Origin of the sequence: Halorubrum salinarum (assembly GCF_013267195.1) — an archaeon.
GTDB lineage: Archaea > Halobacteriota > Halobacteria > Halobacteriales > Haloferacaceae > Halorubrum > Halorubrum salinarum.
In genome coordinates, this window is the sequence record NZ_CP053941.1 from 2,169,274 (window position 1) to 2,187,989 (window position 18,716).

At 70.6% G+C, this 18,716-nt stretch carries 19 protein-coding genes; 7 read left to right on the top strand and 12 right to left on the bottom strand.

Annotated elements, in window-relative coordinates; genetic code table 11:
• Positions 1–121 precede the first annotated feature (121 nt).
• Entirely contained in the window at positions 122–778 is a 657-nt protein-coding gene (gene fer / locus HPS36_RS11085; protein ID WP_121562566.1) for a ferredoxin Fer, read from the top strand.
• An 81-nt stretch (positions 779–859) separates the two neighbouring features.
• Here fer and HPS36_RS11090 read toward each other — a convergent pair whose 3' ends face one another.
• From HPS36_RS11090 to HPS36_RS11100, 3 genes are all read right to left on the bottom strand, one after another.
• Positions 860–1,441 carry a DoxX family protein gene (locus HPS36_RS11090; protein WP_173230182.1) on the bottom strand — a complete coding sequence of 194 codons (582 nt, stop codon included), beginning with the start codon at positions 1,439–1,441 and terminating at the stop codon, positions 860–862.
• Between the two features lie 162 nt (positions 1,442–1,603).
• The gene (locus HPS36_RS11095; RefSeq protein ID WP_173230183.1) at positions 1,604–3,784 is read right to left on the bottom strand and encodes a DHH family phosphoesterase; all 2,181 of its coding nucleotides are present in this window, start codon (positions 3,782–3,784) and stop codon (positions 1,604–1,606) included.
• A 74-nt stretch (positions 3,785–3,858) separates the two neighbouring features.
• Entirely contained in the window at positions 3,859–4,470 is a 612-nt protein-coding gene (locus tag HPS36_RS11100) for a YIP1 family protein (RefSeq protein WP_173230184.1), read from the bottom strand.
• A 162-nt stretch (positions 4,471–4,632) separates the two neighbouring features.
• Between HPS36_RS11100 and HPS36_RS11105 the strand changes: the two genes are divergently transcribed.
• Positions 4,633–5,097 carry a type IV pilin gene (locus tag HPS36_RS11105; protein WP_137715858.1) on the top strand — a complete coding sequence of 155 codons (465 nt, stop codon included), beginning with the start codon at positions 4,633–4,635 and terminating at the stop codon, positions 5,095–5,097.
• 45 nt (positions 5,098–5,142) lie between these two features.
• Here HPS36_RS11105 and HPS36_RS11110 read toward each other — a convergent pair whose 3' ends face one another.
• Both HPS36_RS11110 and HPS36_RS11115 read right to left on the bottom strand, forming a co-directional pair.
• Positions 5,143–6,276, bottom strand: coding sequence for a Gfo/Idh/MocA family protein (locus HPS36_RS11110; RefSeq protein ID WP_173230185.1), 1,134 nt, complete (start codon positions 6,274–6,276; stop codon positions 5,143–5,145).
• A gap of 23 nt (positions 6,277–6,299) precedes the next feature.
• Entirely contained in the window at positions 6,300–7,271 is a 972-nt protein-coding gene (locus HPS36_RS11115; protein ID WP_173230186.1) for a sugar phosphate isomerase/epimerase family protein, read from the bottom strand.
• A gap of 178 nt (positions 7,272–7,449) precedes the next feature.
• Here HPS36_RS11115 and HPS36_RS11120 point away from each other — a divergent pair, with 178 nt between their 5' ends.
• Positions 7,450–8,340, top strand: a complete 891-nt coding sequence (locus HPS36_RS11120; RefSeq protein ID WP_173230187.1) for a PspA/IM30 family protein — start codon at positions 7,450–7,452, stop codon at positions 8,338–8,340.
• A 65-nt stretch (positions 8,341–8,405) separates the two neighbouring features.
• Here HPS36_RS11120 and HPS36_RS11125 read toward each other — a convergent pair whose 3' ends face one another.
• The 3 genes from HPS36_RS11125 to HPS36_RS11135 all read right to left on the bottom strand — a co-directional run bounded on the left by HPS36_RS11125 (position 8,406) and on the right by HPS36_RS11135 (position 11,352).
• Positions 8,406–9,452 carry a dipeptide epimerase gene (locus HPS36_RS11125; RefSeq protein ID WP_173230188.1) on the bottom strand — a complete coding sequence of 349 codons (1,047 nt, stop codon included), beginning with the start codon at positions 9,450–9,452 and terminating at the stop codon, positions 8,406–8,408.
• Positions 9,449–10,507 carry a DUF1611 domain-containing protein gene (locus tag HPS36_RS11130; protein ID WP_173230189.1) on the bottom strand — a complete coding sequence of 353 codons (1,059 nt, stop codon included), beginning with the start codon at positions 10,505–10,507 and terminating at the stop codon, positions 9,449–9,451. Before HPS36_RS11130 ends, HPS36_RS11125 begins: the two co-directional genes overlap by 4 nt.
• A 527-nt stretch (positions 10,508–11,034) precedes the next feature.
• On the bottom strand, positions 11,035–11,352 hold the full coding sequence (locus HPS36_RS11135) for a DUF5785 family protein (RefSeq protein WP_121562556.1): 318 nt from the start codon (positions 11,350–11,352) through the stop codon (positions 11,035–11,037).
• A 127-nt stretch (positions 11,353–11,479) separates the two neighbouring features.
• Between HPS36_RS11135 and HPS36_RS11140 the strand changes: the two genes are divergently transcribed.
• Positions 11,480–11,944 carry a hypothetical protein gene (locus tag HPS36_RS11140; protein WP_173230190.1) on the top strand — a complete coding sequence of 155 codons (465 nt, stop codon included), beginning with the start codon at positions 11,480–11,482 and terminating at the stop codon, positions 11,942–11,944.
• Positions 11,945–11,959: 15 nt separating this feature from the next.
• Here the strand turns inward: HPS36_RS11140 and fdhF are convergent, their stop codons facing one another.
• Entirely contained in the window at positions 11,960–14,101 is a 2,142-nt protein-coding gene (fdhF, locus tag HPS36_RS11145) for a formate dehydrogenase subunit alpha (RefSeq protein ID WP_173230191.1), read from the bottom strand.
• 227 nt (positions 14,102–14,328) lie between these two features.
• Here fdhF and HPS36_RS11150 point away from each other — a divergent pair, with 227 nt between their 5' ends.
• Entirely contained in the window at positions 14,329–15,498 is a 1,170-nt protein-coding gene (locus tag HPS36_RS11150) for a glutathione-independent formaldehyde dehydrogenase (RefSeq protein ID WP_137715866.1), read from the top strand.
• Between the two features lie 48 nt (positions 15,499–15,546).
• On the opposite strand, the gene HPS36_RS11155 is transcribed toward HPS36_RS11150, so the two are convergent.
• Complete coding sequence (locus tag HPS36_RS11155) at positions 15,547–15,714, bottom strand: hypothetical protein (protein ID WP_173230192.1); 168 nt, start codon at positions 15,712–15,714, stop codon at positions 15,547–15,549.
• 160 nt (positions 15,715–15,874) lie between these two features.
• Here HPS36_RS11155 and HPS36_RS11160 point away from each other — a divergent pair, with 160 nt between their 5' ends.
• Positions 15,875–16,027, top strand: a complete 153-nt coding sequence (locus HPS36_RS11160; protein ID WP_166377178.1) for a hypothetical protein — start codon at positions 15,875–15,877, stop codon at positions 16,025–16,027.
• On the opposite strand, the gene HPS36_RS11165 is transcribed toward HPS36_RS11160, so the two are convergent.
• Positions 16,024–17,178, bottom strand: coding sequence for a CobW family GTP-binding protein (locus tag HPS36_RS11165; protein WP_173230193.1), 1,155 nt, complete (start codon positions 17,176–17,178; stop codon positions 16,024–16,026). The genes HPS36_RS11160 and HPS36_RS11165 overlap by 4 nt on opposite strands.
• A gap of 88 nt (positions 17,179–17,266) precedes the next feature.
• Between HPS36_RS11165 and HPS36_RS11170 the strand changes: the two genes are divergently transcribed.
• Positions 17,267–17,911: a hypothetical protein gene (locus HPS36_RS11170; protein ID WP_173230817.1), complete on the top strand. Its 645-nt coding sequence runs from the start codon at positions 17,267–17,269 to the stop codon at positions 17,909–17,911.
• Between the two features lie 2 nt (positions 17,912–17,913).
• On the opposite strand, the gene yqeC is transcribed toward HPS36_RS11170, so the two are convergent.
• Complete coding sequence (gene yqeC / locus HPS36_RS11175; RefSeq protein WP_173230194.1) at positions 17,914–18,645, bottom strand: selenium cofactor biosynthesis protein YqeC; 732 nt, start codon at positions 18,643–18,645, stop codon at positions 17,914–17,916.
• Between the last annotated feature and the right edge of the window lie 71 nt (positions 18,646–18,716).

An 18,716-nucleotide genomic window follows, 5' to 3' on the forward strand; every position in this document is an offset into this window, starting at 1 on the left:
CGTCTCCCCTGCGCCCGGTCCGTCTCCCCTGCGTCCGGTCCGCCTCCCGCACGCCCCCGGGACCCGCCTGCCGACTTCTGGGCAGTTTATGTGCGTCACGCGCGTACGGACTCCCGTCTGAATGGTCTCCCCGTTCGAGGTGTTGGAGGTTGACGAGGACGCCGACGACGACGCGATCGAACGGGCCTACCGCGAGCGCGTCAAGCGGGCGCACCCGGACCAGGGCGGTTCGATCGACGAGTTCCAGCTCGTGCGTCGCGCCTACCGGGAGCTGTCCGAGCGCGACGGGGACGGCGACGGGGGCGACGACCGGGCCGACCCGGCGGACGTGGACCTCACGAAGGGGGAGGACGCGCGCGAGCCCGCCTCGACCCGCGTCGAGTTCCTCGACTACGAGGCCGTCGTCGACTACGGCTGGTCGCTCGACGACGACGAGCTGTTCCGGAAGGCCGGCCACGCCGACCTCGGCCCCGATGCCCACGGTCGGCTGCTGGTCCACCCCGACGAGAGCCTCTTAGAGGCGGCCGAGCGGAGCGGCTTCGCGTGGCCCTTCTCCTGTCGCGGCGGCGCCTGCGCGAACTGCGCGGTGTACCTCGCGGAGGGGGAGCTCTCGCAGCCGACCGACCACATCATGCCCGAGGACTTGGCCGAGCGCGGCTTCCGGCTCTCCTGTAACGGCTACCCGCTGACCGACGAGCTGTCGGTCGTGTTCAACGTGAAGCAGCGGCCGGAGCTCGACGACCTGATCCTCCCGCCCGGCCCGTTCACGCGCCGCTGAGCGCGGATCGCGCGCCGCAAAAATCTCCGTGGCGGACCGCGGCTCGCCGACCGCCGGCGGCCGCGGGAGGCGCCGGTCCCTTCACCCCAGCAGGTACCGGAGCGCCGGCGCGTTCCGAACCAGCTCCGTCTCCTCTAACGCCCGGTCGATCCCGACGATCCGGCCCGCGCCCCAGGCGCCGAGGCCGAACAGGATCAGCAGGTACACGAGCGAGCTGTCGACGAAGTAGCCGTGCGCGACCGGGAACCCGTCCATGAGTCCGCCCTGCCACGCGGCGGTCCAGAACATCGACATCATGATCGCGCCCATCAGCGCGGCGAACCGGAAGAGGACGCCGAACAGCAGCGCCAGCCCGATCAGGATCTGTCCGAACACGACCATCGGGTCGACGATCGCCGCGTAGTCCGCGAAGAAGAGGAACAGCCCCTGGAGCGGGTTGGCGTCCGCGACGGCGTTCTGGAGGAACCCGACCGAGCTCCACGCGAGCGGGTCGGCGAGGCCGCCCTCGAACAGCTTCGACAGCCCCGCCTGAAGGAACACCCACGCCATCACGACCCGGAGTCCGAGCATCGAGTACGCGAGCCAGGTCTCCGAGTAGTTGAAGTCCACGTTGCGACCGAGCAGGTCCGCGCGAAGCGTCCGTTCCGACGGTTGTGTTGCCATTATGTAACACCTCACGTGAGGAAGTTTCACACATCAGCAATAATCTACCGACGGATCCGATGCTCGTCGGTTCTACGCGAAGCGTAAATCAAAACCACCGAACATATTCGGCCCGGGCTGACGGTCGGGAGCGGGGACCCCGGGCCGAACCGGCCCGACAGGTCAGAACGACTCGGCGACGGCGGCGACGACGGCGTCCTCGACCGCGTCGCGCTCGCCGGAGAGGAACTCGATTTTGCCCTCGCGGACGCCGGCGGTCGCGATGTCGGCGTTCGGCGCGAGCTCGGCCGCGCGCTCGGCCACGTCGCGGACGGAGATGTCCGCGGTCGTGCGCACGTACAGCTCGTCGGTGCCGACGCCGACCGTCGCGAACGGCTCGCCGTCGGCGCGGCGCCGGTGGAGGTCGTCGAGCAGCAGCGGCGTCGGCGGGAAGTCGTAGCGGTGCGTGTAGCCGTCGGTGTCGAGCAGCGCGAACTCGACGCCGTCGACCGCCTCGGTCACGACGTTCGCGTCCGCGGTCTGGACCTCCGTCTCCAGCTTCTCGCGGAACTGCTCGGAGACGTGCGCCGCGAGGTTGCCGCCGTCCGAGAACAGGAGGTCGGCGATGAGCTCCCGCTTGTCCTGGTACGACTGGTAGTACGCCTCCAGCGCGACGGCCTCGCGGAGCTCCGCGACGCGCTCGGCGTCGTAGCCCGCGTCGCGGGCGAGGTCGACGTAGCGGTCGGGGGCGTCCGCCCAGTAGCTCACGGCGGGCAGGTGCCGCAGGTCCTCGCGGACCTCGCCGTTGATCGCCGACGCCAGCGAGGTGACGAGCGCGCCCGTCGAGAGCGTCTCGTCGCCGCCCACGTCGGACAGCTCCGGCGAGACGAGCGTGTCGACCGCGTCCCGGGTCTCGGGGTCGGCGACAGCGGCGTCGACGACGACCGCGTCGACCCCGTACACCGACAGCAGGTCGATGCCGTCGGCGGATTCGGTCGTCGAGCCCGCGCCGACGAGCAGGAACAGGGGGAGCTTCTCGTCGTGGCGGTCGCGGTCCTGGAGCATCCGCGTCGCGTCGTTGGTAGCCGCGTCCATCCCGTACACCGGCTCGTCGAGCGGGCGGCGGGTGAAGTAGTGGTACTCGGCGTCGCTCTTCGCGTGCTCGTCGCGGATCAGCGGGAGCACGGCGCGCTCGACCGCGGCGCCCGCGACGTAGCCGTCGGCGGTCGCCGGGTGGCGGACGACGATCGGCCGCGATTCGAGGACCGCCCGGCGGACCGCCTCGGCCGCGTCGAGGAGGCCGTCGGCGAGTTCGGCGACCGTCTCGTCGCCGGCCAGCGGCTGGAGGCCCTCCGGCCGCGCCTCGTCCGTGAGCGCCTCGGCCAGGCGGCGGCGGACCGCCTCGGCCGCCTCGCCGTCGAGGAGGGCGAGCGCCTCTGACTCGACCTGGATGTCGCCGCGGTGGCTCTCGACTTCCCCGTCGACCCGCACCGCGTCGCCGACCTCGACGTCCGGGTGCGCCCGGACGCCCGGCTCGACGAACGCCGCCACGTCGACGGCGCCCGTCTCGTCGCTGACCTCGAACACCGTCGGGCCGCCGGTCTGACGGACGCCGACGACCTCGCCCTCGATCCGGACCACGTCGCCGACGGCGTCCCCGAGCGTCGCGATCGACGCGCGCTCCGGTTCCGCGTCGTCCTCGTCGGTCTCGGCCTCCGGCGTCTCCTCGTCGTCCGCGGTCGCGACGTCGTCGGTCTCGGGCTCAGCGGCCTCCGTCTCGTTCGCGGATTCCGTGTCACCCTCCGCCTCGTCGTCGGGTTCGGCGGTCTCGGCGGATTCAGGCGCCTCGTCTTCCGGCGCCGCCGTTTCGGTGCCGGCGTCGGCCTCGGTGGACTCCTCGGCCGCCTCGTCGTCGCTCTCGTCGGTCGGCTCCGCGCTCTCGTCGGACTCATCGGTCGTCGGCTCGTCGTCGTCCGGGTCCTCGTCGGGGAGGTGTTCCCCGGAGGACTCCTGGACGAGGACGCCGCGGAACTCGCGGTCGGCCTGCCGGATCGACCACGCGAGGTCGACGTTGCCGTTGTCGCGGACGCCCTTCACCTGGACGAACACGTCGTCGCCCGGCTCCCAGCTGAGGCTGTCGAGCCGGCGGTCGAGCTCGGAGCGGTGGAGCAGCCCGGTGACGCCCGGCGCGAGGTCGACGAACACGCCGAACTCGGCGTACCCGTCGACGACCCCCCGGTAGAACCGGCTCGGAACCAGGTCTTCGGGGGAGTCGCCGCGGAAATCGAACACGACGTCCTCCTGGTGCGAGTCGCAGACGCGACCGCCCCCGACGTCGGTGCCACAGATGATACAGGATCCCATTTGAGTACACCGAGAGTCTCGGGCCTAAAACGGTTGTCGAAAGCCCGCTGGCGGCGGCGCGAGCGCCCGGCGCGTCACGCGCCGAGCAGCGTTCGCGCGGCGGCCACGGCGCGGTAGCCGACCCCGTAGCCGAGCGCGGCCGGCGGCACCGCGGCGACGGCCGTCCGGAGCGGTCCCAGCCCGTGGACTTCACGGAACCCGACGAACAGAAGCACCGCCGCGTACGCGCCGCAGGCGACCCTGAGCTCCGGGATCACTGGGCCGGCCAGCGCCATCGGCGAGCTCGCGTACGCCACGGCCTGAACCGTCTCGCTCACGCCCCCGCGGTCCCGCAGGGCGAAATGTCCGTCGGCGATCTCGACGCTCGCGACGACGACGGCGACGGTCGCCGCCGCCGCGGTCAGGTGGAGGCCGACCGGCGCCGCCAGCGCGACCACGACGAGGAAGACCACGGCCTGCGAGAGCAGGGGGGAGGAGGGGACGACGGCGGGCATCGCGGCGGGGTCCGACGCGATCCACCCGAGCGTGAACGCCGCGGCGACCGCCACCGCGAACGTCAGCGCGGGCGCCTGGTCGCCGGGCGTGATCCCGTTCGCGAACGCCCGCCGCGGCCGGACGAGCACCTCGGCCCACGTCCGCGCTATCCCCCGCGGGCCGCGGGGCCGACCGCCCGACGAACCGCTCATCCGAGAGGTCACGCGGGTAGTTCGACCGCGCGGAATAACCCGTTTCCGGTTCGGTCCCGTCCGCGGAGTCGGCCCGCGCGTTCGGGAGGCCGCCGCCGAACTTATCAGCGCTGATACGCGGCGCGCAAACCCTTATATCGGCCCTCTCTGACTGTCGCTCGAATGGCCGCGTTCAGCACCGACGAGCGAGGGTTCACCCCGTTGGCGGGGACGGGTCTGCTGGTCGGGGTCGTCGTGCTGCTGCTCGCGCTCGTCGGCGCGGCGGTGTTCGGACTCATCGACGGCGTCGCCCCGCCGGACGCCGAGTTCGAGGGGCAACAGCAGAACGGCTCCCTCGTCGTCGTCGCGCTCGGTCCCGAGCCGGTCCCGGCCGAGGAGCTGTACGTCCGCGGCGAGGACCCGGACGGCAACGTCCAGTTCGGCGCGTGGCCCGGCGACGGGATCGTCAGACCGGGCGATCAGGTCGTCGTGCCCAACGCGACCGGCAACGAGAACTTCGAGGTCGTCTGGGAGCCCGTGGCGTTCGACACCCGCGAGACGCTCGGCAGCTACAACGGCGAGGACTCCGCGATACAGGAGTGGAGCGAGGAGAACGGGGGCGCCGCGGGCGGGGCCGTGGGCGTCTGAGACCGATCGTCGCTCGACTTCGGGGCGGCGCCCGTCCCCGACCGCTCACTCGACCGCGACCCGTTCGCCGCGCTCGTCGGCGCGCTGGATCGCCGCGAGGACTTTCTGGACCTCGTAGCCGTCCTCGAACGACGGCTCGAACGACCGCCCCTCGGCGACCGCCGAGAGGAACTCGTAGCTCTCGTGGACGAACGTGTGCTCCCACCCGATCACGTGTCCGGGGGGCCACCAGCGGTCGACGTACGGGTCCGACTCCTCGGTGACCAACACCGTCTCGTAGCCGCGGTTCCCCTCGCGGAGGACCTCCAGTTCGTTGAGTCGCTCCAAGGAGAACTTCAGGCTCCCCTCCGTCCCGTGGACCGCGACCGTGTGGTCGTTCTTGTGGCCCGCGGCGACGCGGCTCGCCTCGAAGGTCCCGGTCGCGCCGGACTCGTAAGCGACCTGCGCGCCGTACGCGTCGTCGACGGTCACGTCGCGGTACTCCGCGACGTTGCCGTCGTCGTCGTAGACCGGGCGCTCGTCGGTGAACGTCGTCAGGCGCCCCGACACGCGCTCGATCTCGCCGACGCGGTCGCCGACGAGGAAGTTCGCGAGGTCGATGGTGTGCGCGCCGAGGTCGCCGAGCGCGCCCGACCCCGCCATCTCGGCGTCCATCCGCCACGCCCACGGCGCCTCGGGGTCGACGAGCCAGTCCTGGAGGTACCGCCCGCGGACCTGTCGGATCTCGCCGAGTTCGCCGTCCTCGATCAGCCGCTTCGCGTGCCGGATCGCGGGGACGAACCGGTAGTTGAACGCGGTCCCCGCGGTGACGCCCGTCGCCGCGGCGGCGTCGCGCATCGCCGCCGCCTCCTCGACCGTCGGCGCGAGCGGCTTTTCACAGAGGACGGGGACCCCGGCCTCGAGGGCCGCGATCGACGGCTCGGCGTGGACGTGGTTCGGCCCGAGGTTGTAGAAGGCGTCCACCTCGTCGATCACCGCCTCCCAGTCGGTCGCGGTGTTCGCGAAGCCGAACCGCTCCGCCGCCTCGGCCAGCGCTTCCTCGTCGCGCCCGACGAGCGTGTGCCGCTCGACCTCGGGCGCGTCCGGGAAGAACATCGGGAGCCGCGCCAGCGCGTTCGCGTGCGCCTTGCCCATGAATCGATACCCCAGTACGCCGATCCGCAGTGGTTCGTCGGTCATTGTTGGATTCCTCGGTCGCCGCCTCACTCCGCCCAGTAGGCGTCGCCCGGCTCCGTCTCGAAGACGGCGCGGTCGAGCACGTCGACCGCCTTCTCTAACCCCTCGCGCGCCGAGGTGAGCGAGTCCTCGTGTTCGATCGACAGCGCGCCCTCGTAGCCGACCATCCGCAGCGTCGAGACCACGTCCTTCCAGTGCTCCTCGCCGTGCCCGTAGCCGATCGAGCGGAACAGCCACGAGCGGTCGGCCTCCTCGGCGTAGCCCGTCGTGTCGAGGACCCCCTTCACGCGCGAGTTGGCCTCGTACACCCGCGTGTCCTTCGCGTGGACGTGGTGGATCGCGTCGCGCTCGCCCAGGAACCGGATCGCCTCGGTCACGTCGATCCCCTGCCAGTAGAGGTGTGAGGGGTCGAAGTTGGCGCCGATCCGCTCGTTCGTCGCCTCGCGCAGCGCGGCCATCCCGGTCGGCTCGTAGACGAGCATGTTCGGGTGCATCTCGATCGCCACGTCGACGCCGTGATGCGCGGCGTGTTTCGCCAGGTCGCGCCAGTACGGGACCGCCACCTCGTCCCACTGGTAGTCGAGCGCGTCGGCGTGCTCCGTCGGCCACGGCGCGGTCACCCAGTTCGGCGTCGAGTCGCCGGGCGCGCCCGCGGGGAGCCCGGAGAAGCAGGTCACCGTCTCGACGCCGAGCAGGTCGGCCAGCTCGATCGCCTCGCGCAGCTCGCGGTCGGCCGCCGCGGCCCGCTCCTCGTCCGGGTGGAGCGGGTTGTTGTGGGTCGCCAGCGCGGAGATGCGAAGTCCGTGCCCGTCGAGCAGGCGGACCAGCTCGTCGCGCGCCTCCCCGTCGCCGAGGAGCCGCTCGCGGTCGACGTGGTCCTCGCCGGGCCAGCCGCCGACGCCGAGTTCGACGGCGTCGACGCCGAGGCCGTCGAGGTACGCGGCCGCGTCGTCGATCGGTTCGCCGCCGAGGGGGACGGTCAGCACGCCGATGTCCATGCGCGGGCCTACACCGACGCCCCCGATAAGTGTTCAGGGAGCGCCGACGGGCGGGGCTCCGTCCGGCCGACCGGACGACCGCGCGGCCGTCTCCGTGACCGTGCGTTCCCGCCGCGAACCGCGTCGCTCCGCCGCGAACCGCATGAGGTTTTAACGGGTGGAACGCGTATGACGGGACATGGGAATCCTCTCGCGCGCCTCCTACGTCGTCCGCTCGAAGGTGAACGCCCTCCTCAACCGGGCCGAAGACCCGACGGAGTCGCTCGACTACTCGTACGAACAGATGCGCGACGAGCTCCAGGATGTCAAGCAGGGGATCGCCGACCTGACGACCCAGAAGAAGCGCCTGGAGATCCAAAAGCGCAAGCTCGAAGAGAACGTCGAGAAGCACAACCGCCAGGCCCGCGAGGCGGTCCAGCAGGACCGCGACGACCTCGCGCGGAAGGCCCTCGAGAAGAAGAAGTCGAAGATGAACCAGATCGAGGAGCTGGAGGGCCAGATCGCCGAGCTGAACAACACTCAGGAGCAGCTCGTCGAGAAGAAGAACAAGCTCCAGAACCGCATCGAGGAGTTCCGCACGAAGAAGGAGACGATGAAGGCGCGCTACGAGGCGGCCGAGGCCTCCTCTCGCGTCTCCGAGGCCATGACGGGCGTCGGCGACGAGATGGAGGACGTGAGCCGCTCCATCGAGCGCGCCGAGGAGCGCACCGAGGAGATGGAGGCGCGCGCGGAGGCGATGGACGAGCTGGAGGACTCCGGCGCCTTCGAGGACGCGCTCTCCGACAAGGACAGCATCGACCGCGAGCTTGAGAGCCTCTCGACGGACAGCGAGGTCGACGCCGAGCTGGAGACGCTCAAGGGCGAGCTCGGGAAGGGTGAATCGGCCGGCGACGGCGACGCCGCCGTCAGCGACGAGGATGTCGACGCCGAGCTGGCGGACATCGAGTCGGAGATCGACGCCGACGAGTTAGAGAGCGACCTCGATGGTGATTCGAGCGCCGACCTCGACGAGGAGCTGGACGTCGAGCTAGAGGAGTCGGAGTCCGACGCGGACGAGCAGCGGAACTGAGTCCCCCGTCAGATCCCCGGTCGGTCCCCGCGGTCCCCGCCTTCCGGTTCCCGTTTCCGAGCTGTTCAGTCCGAGGCCAGGCGCGCGCCGGTCCCCGCGCGGTCCTGGTCGGCGAGTCGGATCTCGCCGTCGGTCAGGTCGACGCCCGCGTACGGGTCCTCGGCGAGCAGCAGCGAGCCGTCGAGGTCGGCGTAATCGAGGAGCGGCGCGAGCTGCGCGGCGGCCGCGATGGACGCGTTCGACTCGATCATACAGCCGCACATCACCTCTAAGCCGTGGGCCCGCGCGGCGGCGATCAGTCGCCGCGCCTCCGGGAGGCCGCCGGCCTTCATCAGCTTCAGGTTCGCGATGTCGCAACGGTCGGCGATCGCGGGCACGTCCGCCGCGGTGACGCAGGACTCGTCGGCGGCGATCGGGAGCTCGGACCGCTCGTAGACGTAGCGGAGCCCCTCGGGGTTCTCGGCGGGGACCGGCTGCTCGACGAACTCCACGTCGCGGTCGGCGAGCCACGCGCTCTTCGCGACCGCCTCCTTCGGCGTCCACGCCTCGTTGGCGTCGACGCGGAGCCGGGCGTCGGGCGCGGCGTCGCGGACCGCGTCGATCAGCTCGCGGTCGCGGTCCGTGCCGAGCTTGATCTTCAACACGTCGTACCCGGCCGCGACGGCGTCGGCCGCCTTCTCGCGCACGCGGTCGGTCTCGTCGAGCCCGACCGTGAACGAGGTCTTCGGCGCGTCGCTCGGGTCGAGGCCCCACAGGCGGTAGAGCGGCACGCCGAGCCGCTTCGCCGCGAGGTCGTGGACGGCGATCGAGACGGCGCAGCGGGCGGCGGGGTTGCCGTTCACCACCTCCCGGAGCTCGGACTCGATCTCGCGATTCGCGTGGGGGTCGCCGACGCGCTCGACCGCATCGAGGAGCGCCGGCAGCACCGCGGTCACGGTGTCGGCCGTCTCGCCGTAGTGCGCCGACGGCGCAGCCCCGCCGACCCCGGTCATTCCCGCCTCGTCCGTGATCCGAACGACCACGTTCTCCGCCTCGGTCTGCGTCCCCCGCGAGATGGTGAACGGGTCGTCGAGCGGTAGCGAGACCCGCTCGAACTCGGCGTCGAGGCTCATCGGCCGCCGAGCCCCGCGTCGACGATTCCGTCCACGATCCGCTCCGCGCCGTCGCGGACGGGGTCGGCGGCCGGGACGCCGACCGCGTCGCCGAACTCGGTCACGGCCTCGGCGGCGGCCGCGTCGTCGCTCACGTCCTTCGTGTTGAGCGCGCCGGCGACGACCGCGGTCTCGCGGACGGGCGCCGCGAGGTCCTCGTAGAGGTCGACGTAGTCGGCCAGCGGCGGGAGGTCGAACGACTCGTAGCCGTGGACGGCCTCGCGGCCCGCAGCGTGACAGAGGACGAGGCCGTCCGCCATCGACCCGTGGAGGATGCCGCAGGTGACGGCCGAGTAGGCGGGGTGGACGATGCTCCCCTGCCCCTCGACGACGAGCAGGTCGTGGTCGTCGCCGACCGCGACGAGCATCTCCTCGACGGCGCCTGCGGTGAAGTCGGAGACGACGCGGTCGATCGGGTTCCCCCAGCCGGCGATCATGATCCCGGTCTGTCCGGTGGGGACGAACGCGGCGTCGATGCCGCGCTCGCGGGCGGCGGCGACGATCTCCAGCGAGGCGGTCATCTTCCCGACCGAGCAGTCGGTCCCGACCGTGAGCACCACGTCGGCGTCCACGTCGCCGGACGCCCCGGTCGCCACGCTGAGGTCGTCGTCGGGCTTCCGCACGTCGATGAGATCGACGCCGTGTTCGGCGGCCAGCGCGGCCAGTTCCTCGTCCTCGTTCAGGAAGTAGTGGAGGCCGCTCACCACGTCGCAGCCGGCCTCGATCGCGGCCTCGACGTCCGCGCGCCACGACTCGTCGAAGCCGCCGCCGATCGGCGCGATACCGATGTATAAGGCGTCGAGGTCGCCGTCGGCCGCGGCGTGCGCGTCCGCGAACGACGAGACGATCGGCGCGTCGGAGACGTCGGCGACGTGGTCCGCCACGCGGTCGCCGGCGCGGTCGCGGTCGAGGACGGCGCACACCTCCTGGTCGCCGTAGCGCAGCACGCCGAGTGCGGTCTTCGCGCGGTCGGGGAACTTCTCGTGGGCGAGGACGGCGATCCGCTCGTTGTCCATGATGGGTCGCTCGCCCCGGGAGTTCTTAAAAGAGTCGAGGGTTGACCGGGCGATCGACTCGACCGCGCCGATTCCGTCCGACGAGATCCGAACGACAGCTGCGACACTTACAACCGAACTGCGGTGGCGCGTGCCTGCGAGCGGCCGGAGCGAAGCGGAGGCCGCGAGGAGCACGCGCGAGGGACGCCGCGAGCGACCGGAGGGAGCGAGCGGCGAGGCTGGGGAGGTGTGAGGCTGCGGTTGCGGTGCGAACCGGGGCGGGACTCAAATGGGCAGCCGGGAGGCGGGCGCAGGCGACGCAAGCACCGCAACGAGGGAGCGGTAGCGACCGAGTGAGGAGCGCAGCGAGCGTGCGCCCGCCTCCCGGCTGGGGATTTGGAGGTATTCGTCGCCGATTCACCGTCAGTCATTTATAACTGAACGGCCGGGGCTCTGGAGGCAGTGGTCGTCGTTCCGCCAGCAGCCATTTCCAAGCGAGCTCTTGAGGATTCCTCGGAGAGAACGACCCTGCGATCAAAAAGCGCGTCCTATGCGCTGCCGTCGACGAACTGGTCGGCGCCCTCGTAGAACCAGTAGCCGTTCTCGCGCATCGCCCGGCCGAGTTCCTGGTGGAACTCGACGAAGTCCGCGAACTCCTCCTTCTCGACGTGCTCGAAGATCTCCTCGACGGAGACGACCGTCTCGAAGTCGATCCGGATCGGGTGGTCGCCGTACTGCTCGACGTACTCCGCCGCCGTGAGCGGGAAGTCCTCCTCCTCGTCGATCTTCTTCGCGAGCACGGCGTGGCCGTACTGCCGCATGCCCTCGCTCCCCTGCTCGCCGTCGGGGTCGTGTGGCCAGTCCATGTGGGGAAGTTCGCCGGATCGGGGATAGTGGTTTCGGATGCGGCGGTGGCGGCCGACCGCGCGCGACGCGGCTCCACACCCCGACCGGCGCACAAGACATTTCCCGCCAGTCCGCGTCGCCTTCAGTATGCGCCGCAGAGCCCTCCTCGCGTCCGCGGCCGCCGCTTCGACCGCCTCCGTCGCGGGTTGTCCCACGCCGCCGTGGACCGACGACCCCACCGAAATCGACGGCGCCGACGTGACGTTCCGGCGCGAGTACGACGGCGAGATCGACGCTCCCGGCGGCGGGAACGACGTCGCCGAGGTCCGCCGCCGCCTCAACGAGGACCCGCCGCGGCTGGTCGTGGCTGGCTCGCTCCTCGACGGACCCCGGAGCTGCTACCGCGTCACGCTGTTCGAGGCCGCGCTCGACGAGGGGGCGCTCCGCCTCCGGATCGTCGCCGAGGACGACCCCGATTCGGACGTCGACCGCTGTTCGGACGTCGCCGAACCTCACCCGTACTCGGTCGCCGTCGCGTTCCCCGAGGCGCCCGTGCCGGAGCGGGTCGTCGTCCACCACGGCGACGAGACGGTGCTGGAAGAGGGCGTCTGAAAACTCCGACGCCGCTCAGTCGTCGGCGGACGCGGCGCCGTCGCCCGCGGGCTCGATGCCGACCTCGATCTCTGCCGAGGCGGCCTTGTACTCCGGAATCTTGGCGCGCTCGTCGAGCACGTCGTTGGTGAGGCGGTTCGCGGACGCGGCCGCGAAGTGCGGCGTGGTCCAGACGACGCCCTCCTTGATGTCCTCGGTCACGTCGGCGCGGACGGTGATCTCGCCGCGCCGGGACTTCAGCGTCACGTGGTCGCCGTCCTCGATGCCGTACCGCTCGGCGTCGTTCGGGTGGACGTCGACGAAGTTCTCCGGGTGCTGCTTCGAGAGCGTGGGCGAGCGGCGGCTCATCGTCCCGGTGTTGTAGTGCTCTTCGAGCCGCGCCGTGGTCAACACGAGCGGGTACTCCTCGTCGGGGGTCTCCTTCGGCTCCTGGTGGACGACGCCCTCGATGCGGCCGAGGCCGTCGTCGGTCTCGAAGGAGTCCTCGTAGAGGAACGAGTCGCCCTCGTCGCCCTCCTCGTAGCAGGGCCAGTGGATCCCGGCCTCGCCGAGCGCGTCGTAGGTCATCCCGTGCATGATCGGGCAGACCTCGCGCAGCTCCTCGAACACCTCCTCAGGCCCGTCGAAGTCGAACTCGTCGCCGTCGAACAGCCGCGTCCCGACCTCACAGAGGATGTCGAGGTCGTGGCGCGTGTTCTCGTGGACCTTGTGGACGCCGCGCATGCGCTGGACGCGGCGGTCGGTGTTGGTGACGGTGCCGTCGCGCTCGGCCCACGTCGTCGCCGGGAGGACCACGTCCGCGAGCTCGGCGGTCTCGGTCATGAAGATGTCCTGGACCACCATGAAGTCGAGCTCCTCGCGGAAGCGGCGCTCCGTCTCGTTGCCGTCGGGCTCGCTCATGATCGGGTTCTCCCCCATGACGTAGAGCCCGTGGACGGTGTCGCCGATCGCGTGGGATATCTCGACGTTCGTCAGCCCGGGCTCTTCCGGGACCTCGAAGCCCCACACCTCCTCGACGCTCTCGCGCGCCTCGTCGTCGTCGACGAGCTGGTACCCCGGGAGCACGTTCGGCATCGCGCCCACGTCGCAGGTGCCCTGGACGTTGTTCTGCCCGCGCAGGGGGTTGACGCCGGTGCCGGGCCGGCCGAGGTTCCCCGTGACCAGCGCGAGGTTGATCTCGTTCTGGACGTTATCGACGCCGCAGGTGTGCTGGCTCATCCCCATCCCGGTGAAGATGGCGGCGTCGTTCGCCATCGCGTACTTCTCGGCGGCGAGTTCGATGTCCTCCAGCGGGACGCCGCACTCCTCGGCGGCCGCTTCCACGTCGAAGTCCGCGAGCGTCTCCTTCAGGTGGTCGAACCCCTTCGTGCGCTCCTCGACGAATTCCTCGTCGATCCAGCCCGCGTCGGGCTCTTCCTCGTGACGGTCCAAGATCGTCTTGAGGACGACGTTCAGGAGCGGGATGTCGGTGCCGGGCTTCAGCTGGAGGTGCATGTGCCGGTCGGTCTCGTCGATCTCGAACGACCGGGTGGTCTTGTTCGCGTGCGGGTCGACCTGGATGACGGTCGCGCCCTCCAGGACGGCCTGCCGGAAGTACTGGCTGTTGGCGATCGGGTGCTGCTCGCCGGGGTTCGCGCCCTGGATCCACAGCACGTCCGCCGAGTCCTCCAAGTCGGCCATGCTGTTCGTCATCGCGCCCATGCCGAGGCTGGTGCGAAGCGCCCAGACGGTGGAGGCGTGGCACATCCGCGTGCAGTTGTCCACCTGATTCGTCCCGTACCGGCGCGCCAGCTTCTGGATGAGGTAGTTCTCCTCGTTGAACGTCTTCGAGGAGCCGAAGAATCCCATCCCGTCCGGACCGTGCTCCTCGCGGATCGACCTCATCTCGTCGACGACGCGGCCGAGCGCCTCCTCCCAGGTCGCCTCGCGGAACTCGCCGTTTTCCTTGATCAGCGGCTCCGTCAGCCGGTCCTCGTGGTCGACGACCTGCGTCGCCGCGCCGCCCTTGATACAGACGCTCCCCTCGTTCACCGGCGCGTCGCCCCACGGCATGAAGCGCATCTCGCCCGGCTCGTCGCCTTCGAGCACGCGGATCCCGCACCCCACGCCGCAGTACGGGCAGATCGTCTTCGTCGCGTTGTCCGGTTCACTGGACATCCGTCTCACCGCCCCCGTGTGTGTTCATACCACACGATCTATCGTCGGCGTCCATCAGTGTACCGGTGGGCTGGAGCCCCAGCGTCGCCGAACGCGCGGAGTCCGGTCGCCGCGCCGTCCGCTGCCGTACAACCCTCGTTAACAGCCGGCGTTTCAAAATTGCTAAGCATAATTATAATGGAAAAACATTTACTACGGATTGTTAACACGTTACAATTGGGATCAACATGAGAGCAGTTGTTTATCAAGGCCCGTACGAAGTGGCCGTCGAGGACGTGGACGAACCGGAGATCGAACACCCGAACGACGTCGTGGTCGACATCACGACCTCCTGTATCTGCGGGTCGGACCTCCACATGTACGAGGGGCGGACCGCGGCCGAGGAGGGGATCGTCTTCGGTCACGAGAACATGGGGATCGTCAGCGAGGTGGGCGACGCCGTATCGACGCTGGAGGAGGGCGACCGCGTCGTCATGCCGTTCAACGTCTCCTGCGGCTTCTGTCAGAACTGCGAGGAGGGGTTCACCGGCTTCTGTACCAACGTCAATCCCGGCTTCGCGGGCGGCGCGTACGGCTACGTCGCCATGGGCCCCTATCCGGGCGGACAGGCCGAGAAGCTTCGCGTCCCGTACGCCGACCACAACGCCCTGAAGCTCCCCGAAGGACGCGAACACGAGGACGCGTTCTCGCTGCTCGCAGACATCTTCCCGACGGGCTGGCACGGCACCGAACTGGCGAACCTCCAGCCCGGGGAGTCGGTCGCCATCTTCGGCGCCGGTCCGGTCGGACTGATGGCCGCCTACAGCGCGAAGATCAAGGGCGCCGCCGAGATATACGTCGTCGACCAGGTACCGAGCCGACTGGAGCTCGCGGAGGAGCACTGCGACGCCCACGCCATCGACTTCTCGGAGGGCGACCCCGTCGACCAGATCATCGAGGAGCACGGCGGCATGGTCGACAAGGGGGTCGACGCCGTCGGCTACCAAGCGACGGACCCCGACGACGTCGACACTGAGACCGAGGACTACTCCTACCAGCCGGCCAAGGAGAATCCCGCGGTCGTGATCAACAACCTGATCCGGGTGGTCCGGCCGACCGGCGAACTGGGGATCCCCGGCCTGTACGTCCCGGAGGACCCCGGTGCGCCCGACGACATGGCCGCGCAGGGGCGGCTCGGCATCGACTTCGGGAAGTTCTTCGAGAAGGGGCTCAAGTGCGGCACCGGCCAGTGTAACGTCAAGGAGTACAACCGGTACCTGCGCGACATGATCATCGAGGGCCGCGCCGACCCGAGCTGGGTCGTCTCCCACCGGGTCGACCTCGAAGACGCGCCGGAGATGTACGAGGCGTTCGACGCCCGCGAGGAGGGCGTCACGAAGGTCCTGTTAGAGCCCTGAGACCGACCGCGTCGCGCCCCGAGAACCGCTATTTTTCCGCGCCCGCCGTCACGCCCTGAGCCACGCCTTCGGGTGGTCGCTCCGGAGGTGCGCTTGGTACTCCCGGACGAGCGCCGGGTACGAGTCAGCCACGCAGTGCCAGTCGCAGAGGTCGCACTCCCGTTCCACTCCGTCGTCGTCGCCGCGGACGTGGCCGCCGCGTCTGTAGGTCGGCATTTGATGCTCCGTCGACTCGGGTCGCGCCCGCGTCTGAGTCGTGTACGCACTCACCAGGGTTCAGGCTGTCGACGGCCGCCGCGCGAGGCCCGCCGCAGAGTGAGGCGGTCGGACCCGTCCCGGCGAAACGGGTATGTCACTCCGGGGCGTGGTGACGGCCATGTGTCAGTACTGTAACTGGGCCTTCCACGACGGGTGGGGGGAGCTCCTGAAGTACGACGAGACGTACCAGTCGGCGGTCGGCGCGGAGACGGAGTCGACCCACGGGTTCCACGACGAGTGGGACGACCTCCGGAGCGAACTGGGAATCTAAATTGGGAACACCGCACCGGGGTCCGCCGTCGGCCCGCCCTCGTCCGCCGCCAGCCCGCCCAACTCCTCGCGGATCCGCGCCTCGTCGAGGTCCTCGCCGATGAACACCAGCCGCGTCCGGCGGTCGTCGTCGGGGCCCCACTCGCCGATCGGTCCGGCTTGGACCGACGGGCCGGCCTGGCTCACGCCGATCACCTCGTCGGTGCCGGCGACGCGGACCACGCCCTTCGCCCGGACGATCGACCCGTCCCAGTCGTCCAGCCACTCGGCGAGCCCGCCCGGGTCGAGGGGGTCACTCGACCGGTAGACGAACGACCCGACTCCGTGGGCCGCGGCGGCGCCCTCCGGATGCGCGTGGTCGTGGCCGCCGCCTCCGTCACCCTCATGAGCTCCTCCTCCGTCCCCGTCGTGGTCGTGACCGTCCGCCTCCTCGTCGGCGATGGCGCGCTTCCACCCCGCCGACCCCTTCGCCGCCGCGAAGTCGAACCGGCCGGTGTCGAGCACCTCGTCCGGGTCGACCGCCGAGTAGGTGGTCCGGATCCGCTTCGCCCTCGGTCCCAGCCGCTCCGCGACCGACTCGATCCGGTCGAGCACGTCGTCGGGGACCATGTCGGTCTTGTTCACGAGGAGAACGTCGCAGAACTCGATCCCCTCGACGAGCACGTCCGCGAGCGGGCGGTCCGTCTCCGGCTGTGCGCCCCCCGGCAGCGTCTCGCCCGCGTCGAACTCCTTCCAGAAGCCGTACGCGTCGAGGACGGTCACCATCGTGTCCAGCCGGAACCGCTCCCGCGGGTCGACGTCGCTGTCGTCGGTGCCCTCCGTGAACGCCCGCGCGATCGGCACCGGCTCCGAGATGCCCGACGACTCCACGAGGAGGTAGTCGAACTCCCGGGAATCGGCCAGGGCCGCGGCCTCCGAGAGCAGGTCGTCCTGAAGCCGACAGCAGATACAGCCGTTCGAGAGGTCGACGACCCCCTCTTCGTCGTTCTCGCGGGCGATCTTCTCGGCGTCGACGTTCACCTCGCCCATGTCGTTCAAGATGACGGCGATCCGCCGGTCCCCCGGGTTCGAGAGGAGGTGGTTCACGAGCGTTGTCTTCCCGGCGCCGAGGTAACCGCTGAGGACGGTGACCGGGATGCGCGCGTCTGTCATGTGTGCTACCAGTGACCACGGCTGTATGAAACGATCGATCGGGTGGGTCGGGGAACGTTCATCCGTCCCACCGCCGTACCGCGAGGCGATGGACCTGAGCGAGTCGACCGTGCGGGACCGCGCACGGGCGTACGCGGAGACGGAGCCGCTGTACGACGTGGAACGCCAGCACGTCGAGACGGTCCCGAAGACGTTCGCGGGCGACGAGTACGGCCGCCGCGACGCCCAGTGGATCGTCCGGTGGTACTTCCGGCGGTACCTCGGCGAGTACCCGGACCGGGAGCGGCGGGAGCGCGAGGACGCCTTCCGCGACAACGACTTCGGCGACGTGATCGACGCGCTCGACGCCGCGCTCGACGCGCTCGACGCCGGGGACCCCGATGGGGACGCCCCGTCCGACGAAGGCTCCGACGCCCCCGCCGACGGGGACCGCGACGTCGACGCCGCCCTCTCGGCGCTCACCGCGCTCGGCGGCGTCGACGTCGCGGTCGCGTCCGCCTTCTGCCAGTTCCTCGCGCCCTCGCGGTTCGTCGCGATCGACCGCCGGACCTGGGCGGTGCTGGTCGCGGCCGGCGAGCTCGACGGCGACTATCCGGACCCGCCGTCGGCGGCCGACTACCGGCGGTTCGACGACGCCTGCCGGGCCGTGATGGACCGGACCGGCGTCGACGCGTGGACGCTGTACCGGGCGCTGTGGCGGTCGTTCGAGGGGGTCTCCGGGGGGAGCCCGTAGCGTTACTCGACGACCTCGACCACCGGGTCGCCCGCGATCAGGCGCGTGAGGAGGACGCGCGGCACGTCGGCGCGATAGAGGATCTCCCCGGCGACCGCCCGCGCCGCGGCGGCGTCCGCGTCGTCGTCGACCTTGTTCACGACCGGGATCGCGGTCGCGCCGCTGGGCACGCCCTTCAGCCCGCCGGCCGGGCTCGCGAGGACGGTCGCCACGTCGGCGGGGTGGATCTCCGATCCCACCTCGCGACCGGTGATCGCGGCGACCTCCTCCGGCCGGTGGACGAGGTCGTCGGTGAGCGGCTCGCCGACGACGTGCGCGCTCGCGATCGGGACGACGACGTCCGCGTTCGACGGGATCTGCGGCTCGCGCTCGCCGGGGGCCTTGAACTCGCGGAGGCGCGCCCCGTCGGCCTTCACCAGCGTCGCACCGGGCGCGGCGTCGGCGACCTCCGCGACGGTCGCGGTGTCGTACCCGAGGTATCGGTCCGACCGGTCGCGCTCGGGGACCAGCCCCAGCGGCCAGTCGGCCTCCTCGGCCTCGTCGAGCGCGGCCACGGGGTCCTCGGTCACGCGCACCGCGGCGACCCGGTCGTCGAAGATCGGTATCCGGACGCTCGCGGTCACGACCGCCCGGTCGAGCCGGTCGGCGAGCGCGAACAGCGTCGACTTCTTGCCGCCCGCGCCGACGACGCAGACGGTCGCGTCGCGGGCGTCGAGCGCGGTCGTCAGGTCCATGCCCGGTCGTTCGCCCGCCGCCGGGGTCACTCTAACGGTGGGGCGAGCGGGAGGCGGTCGGGCGGGCCTCA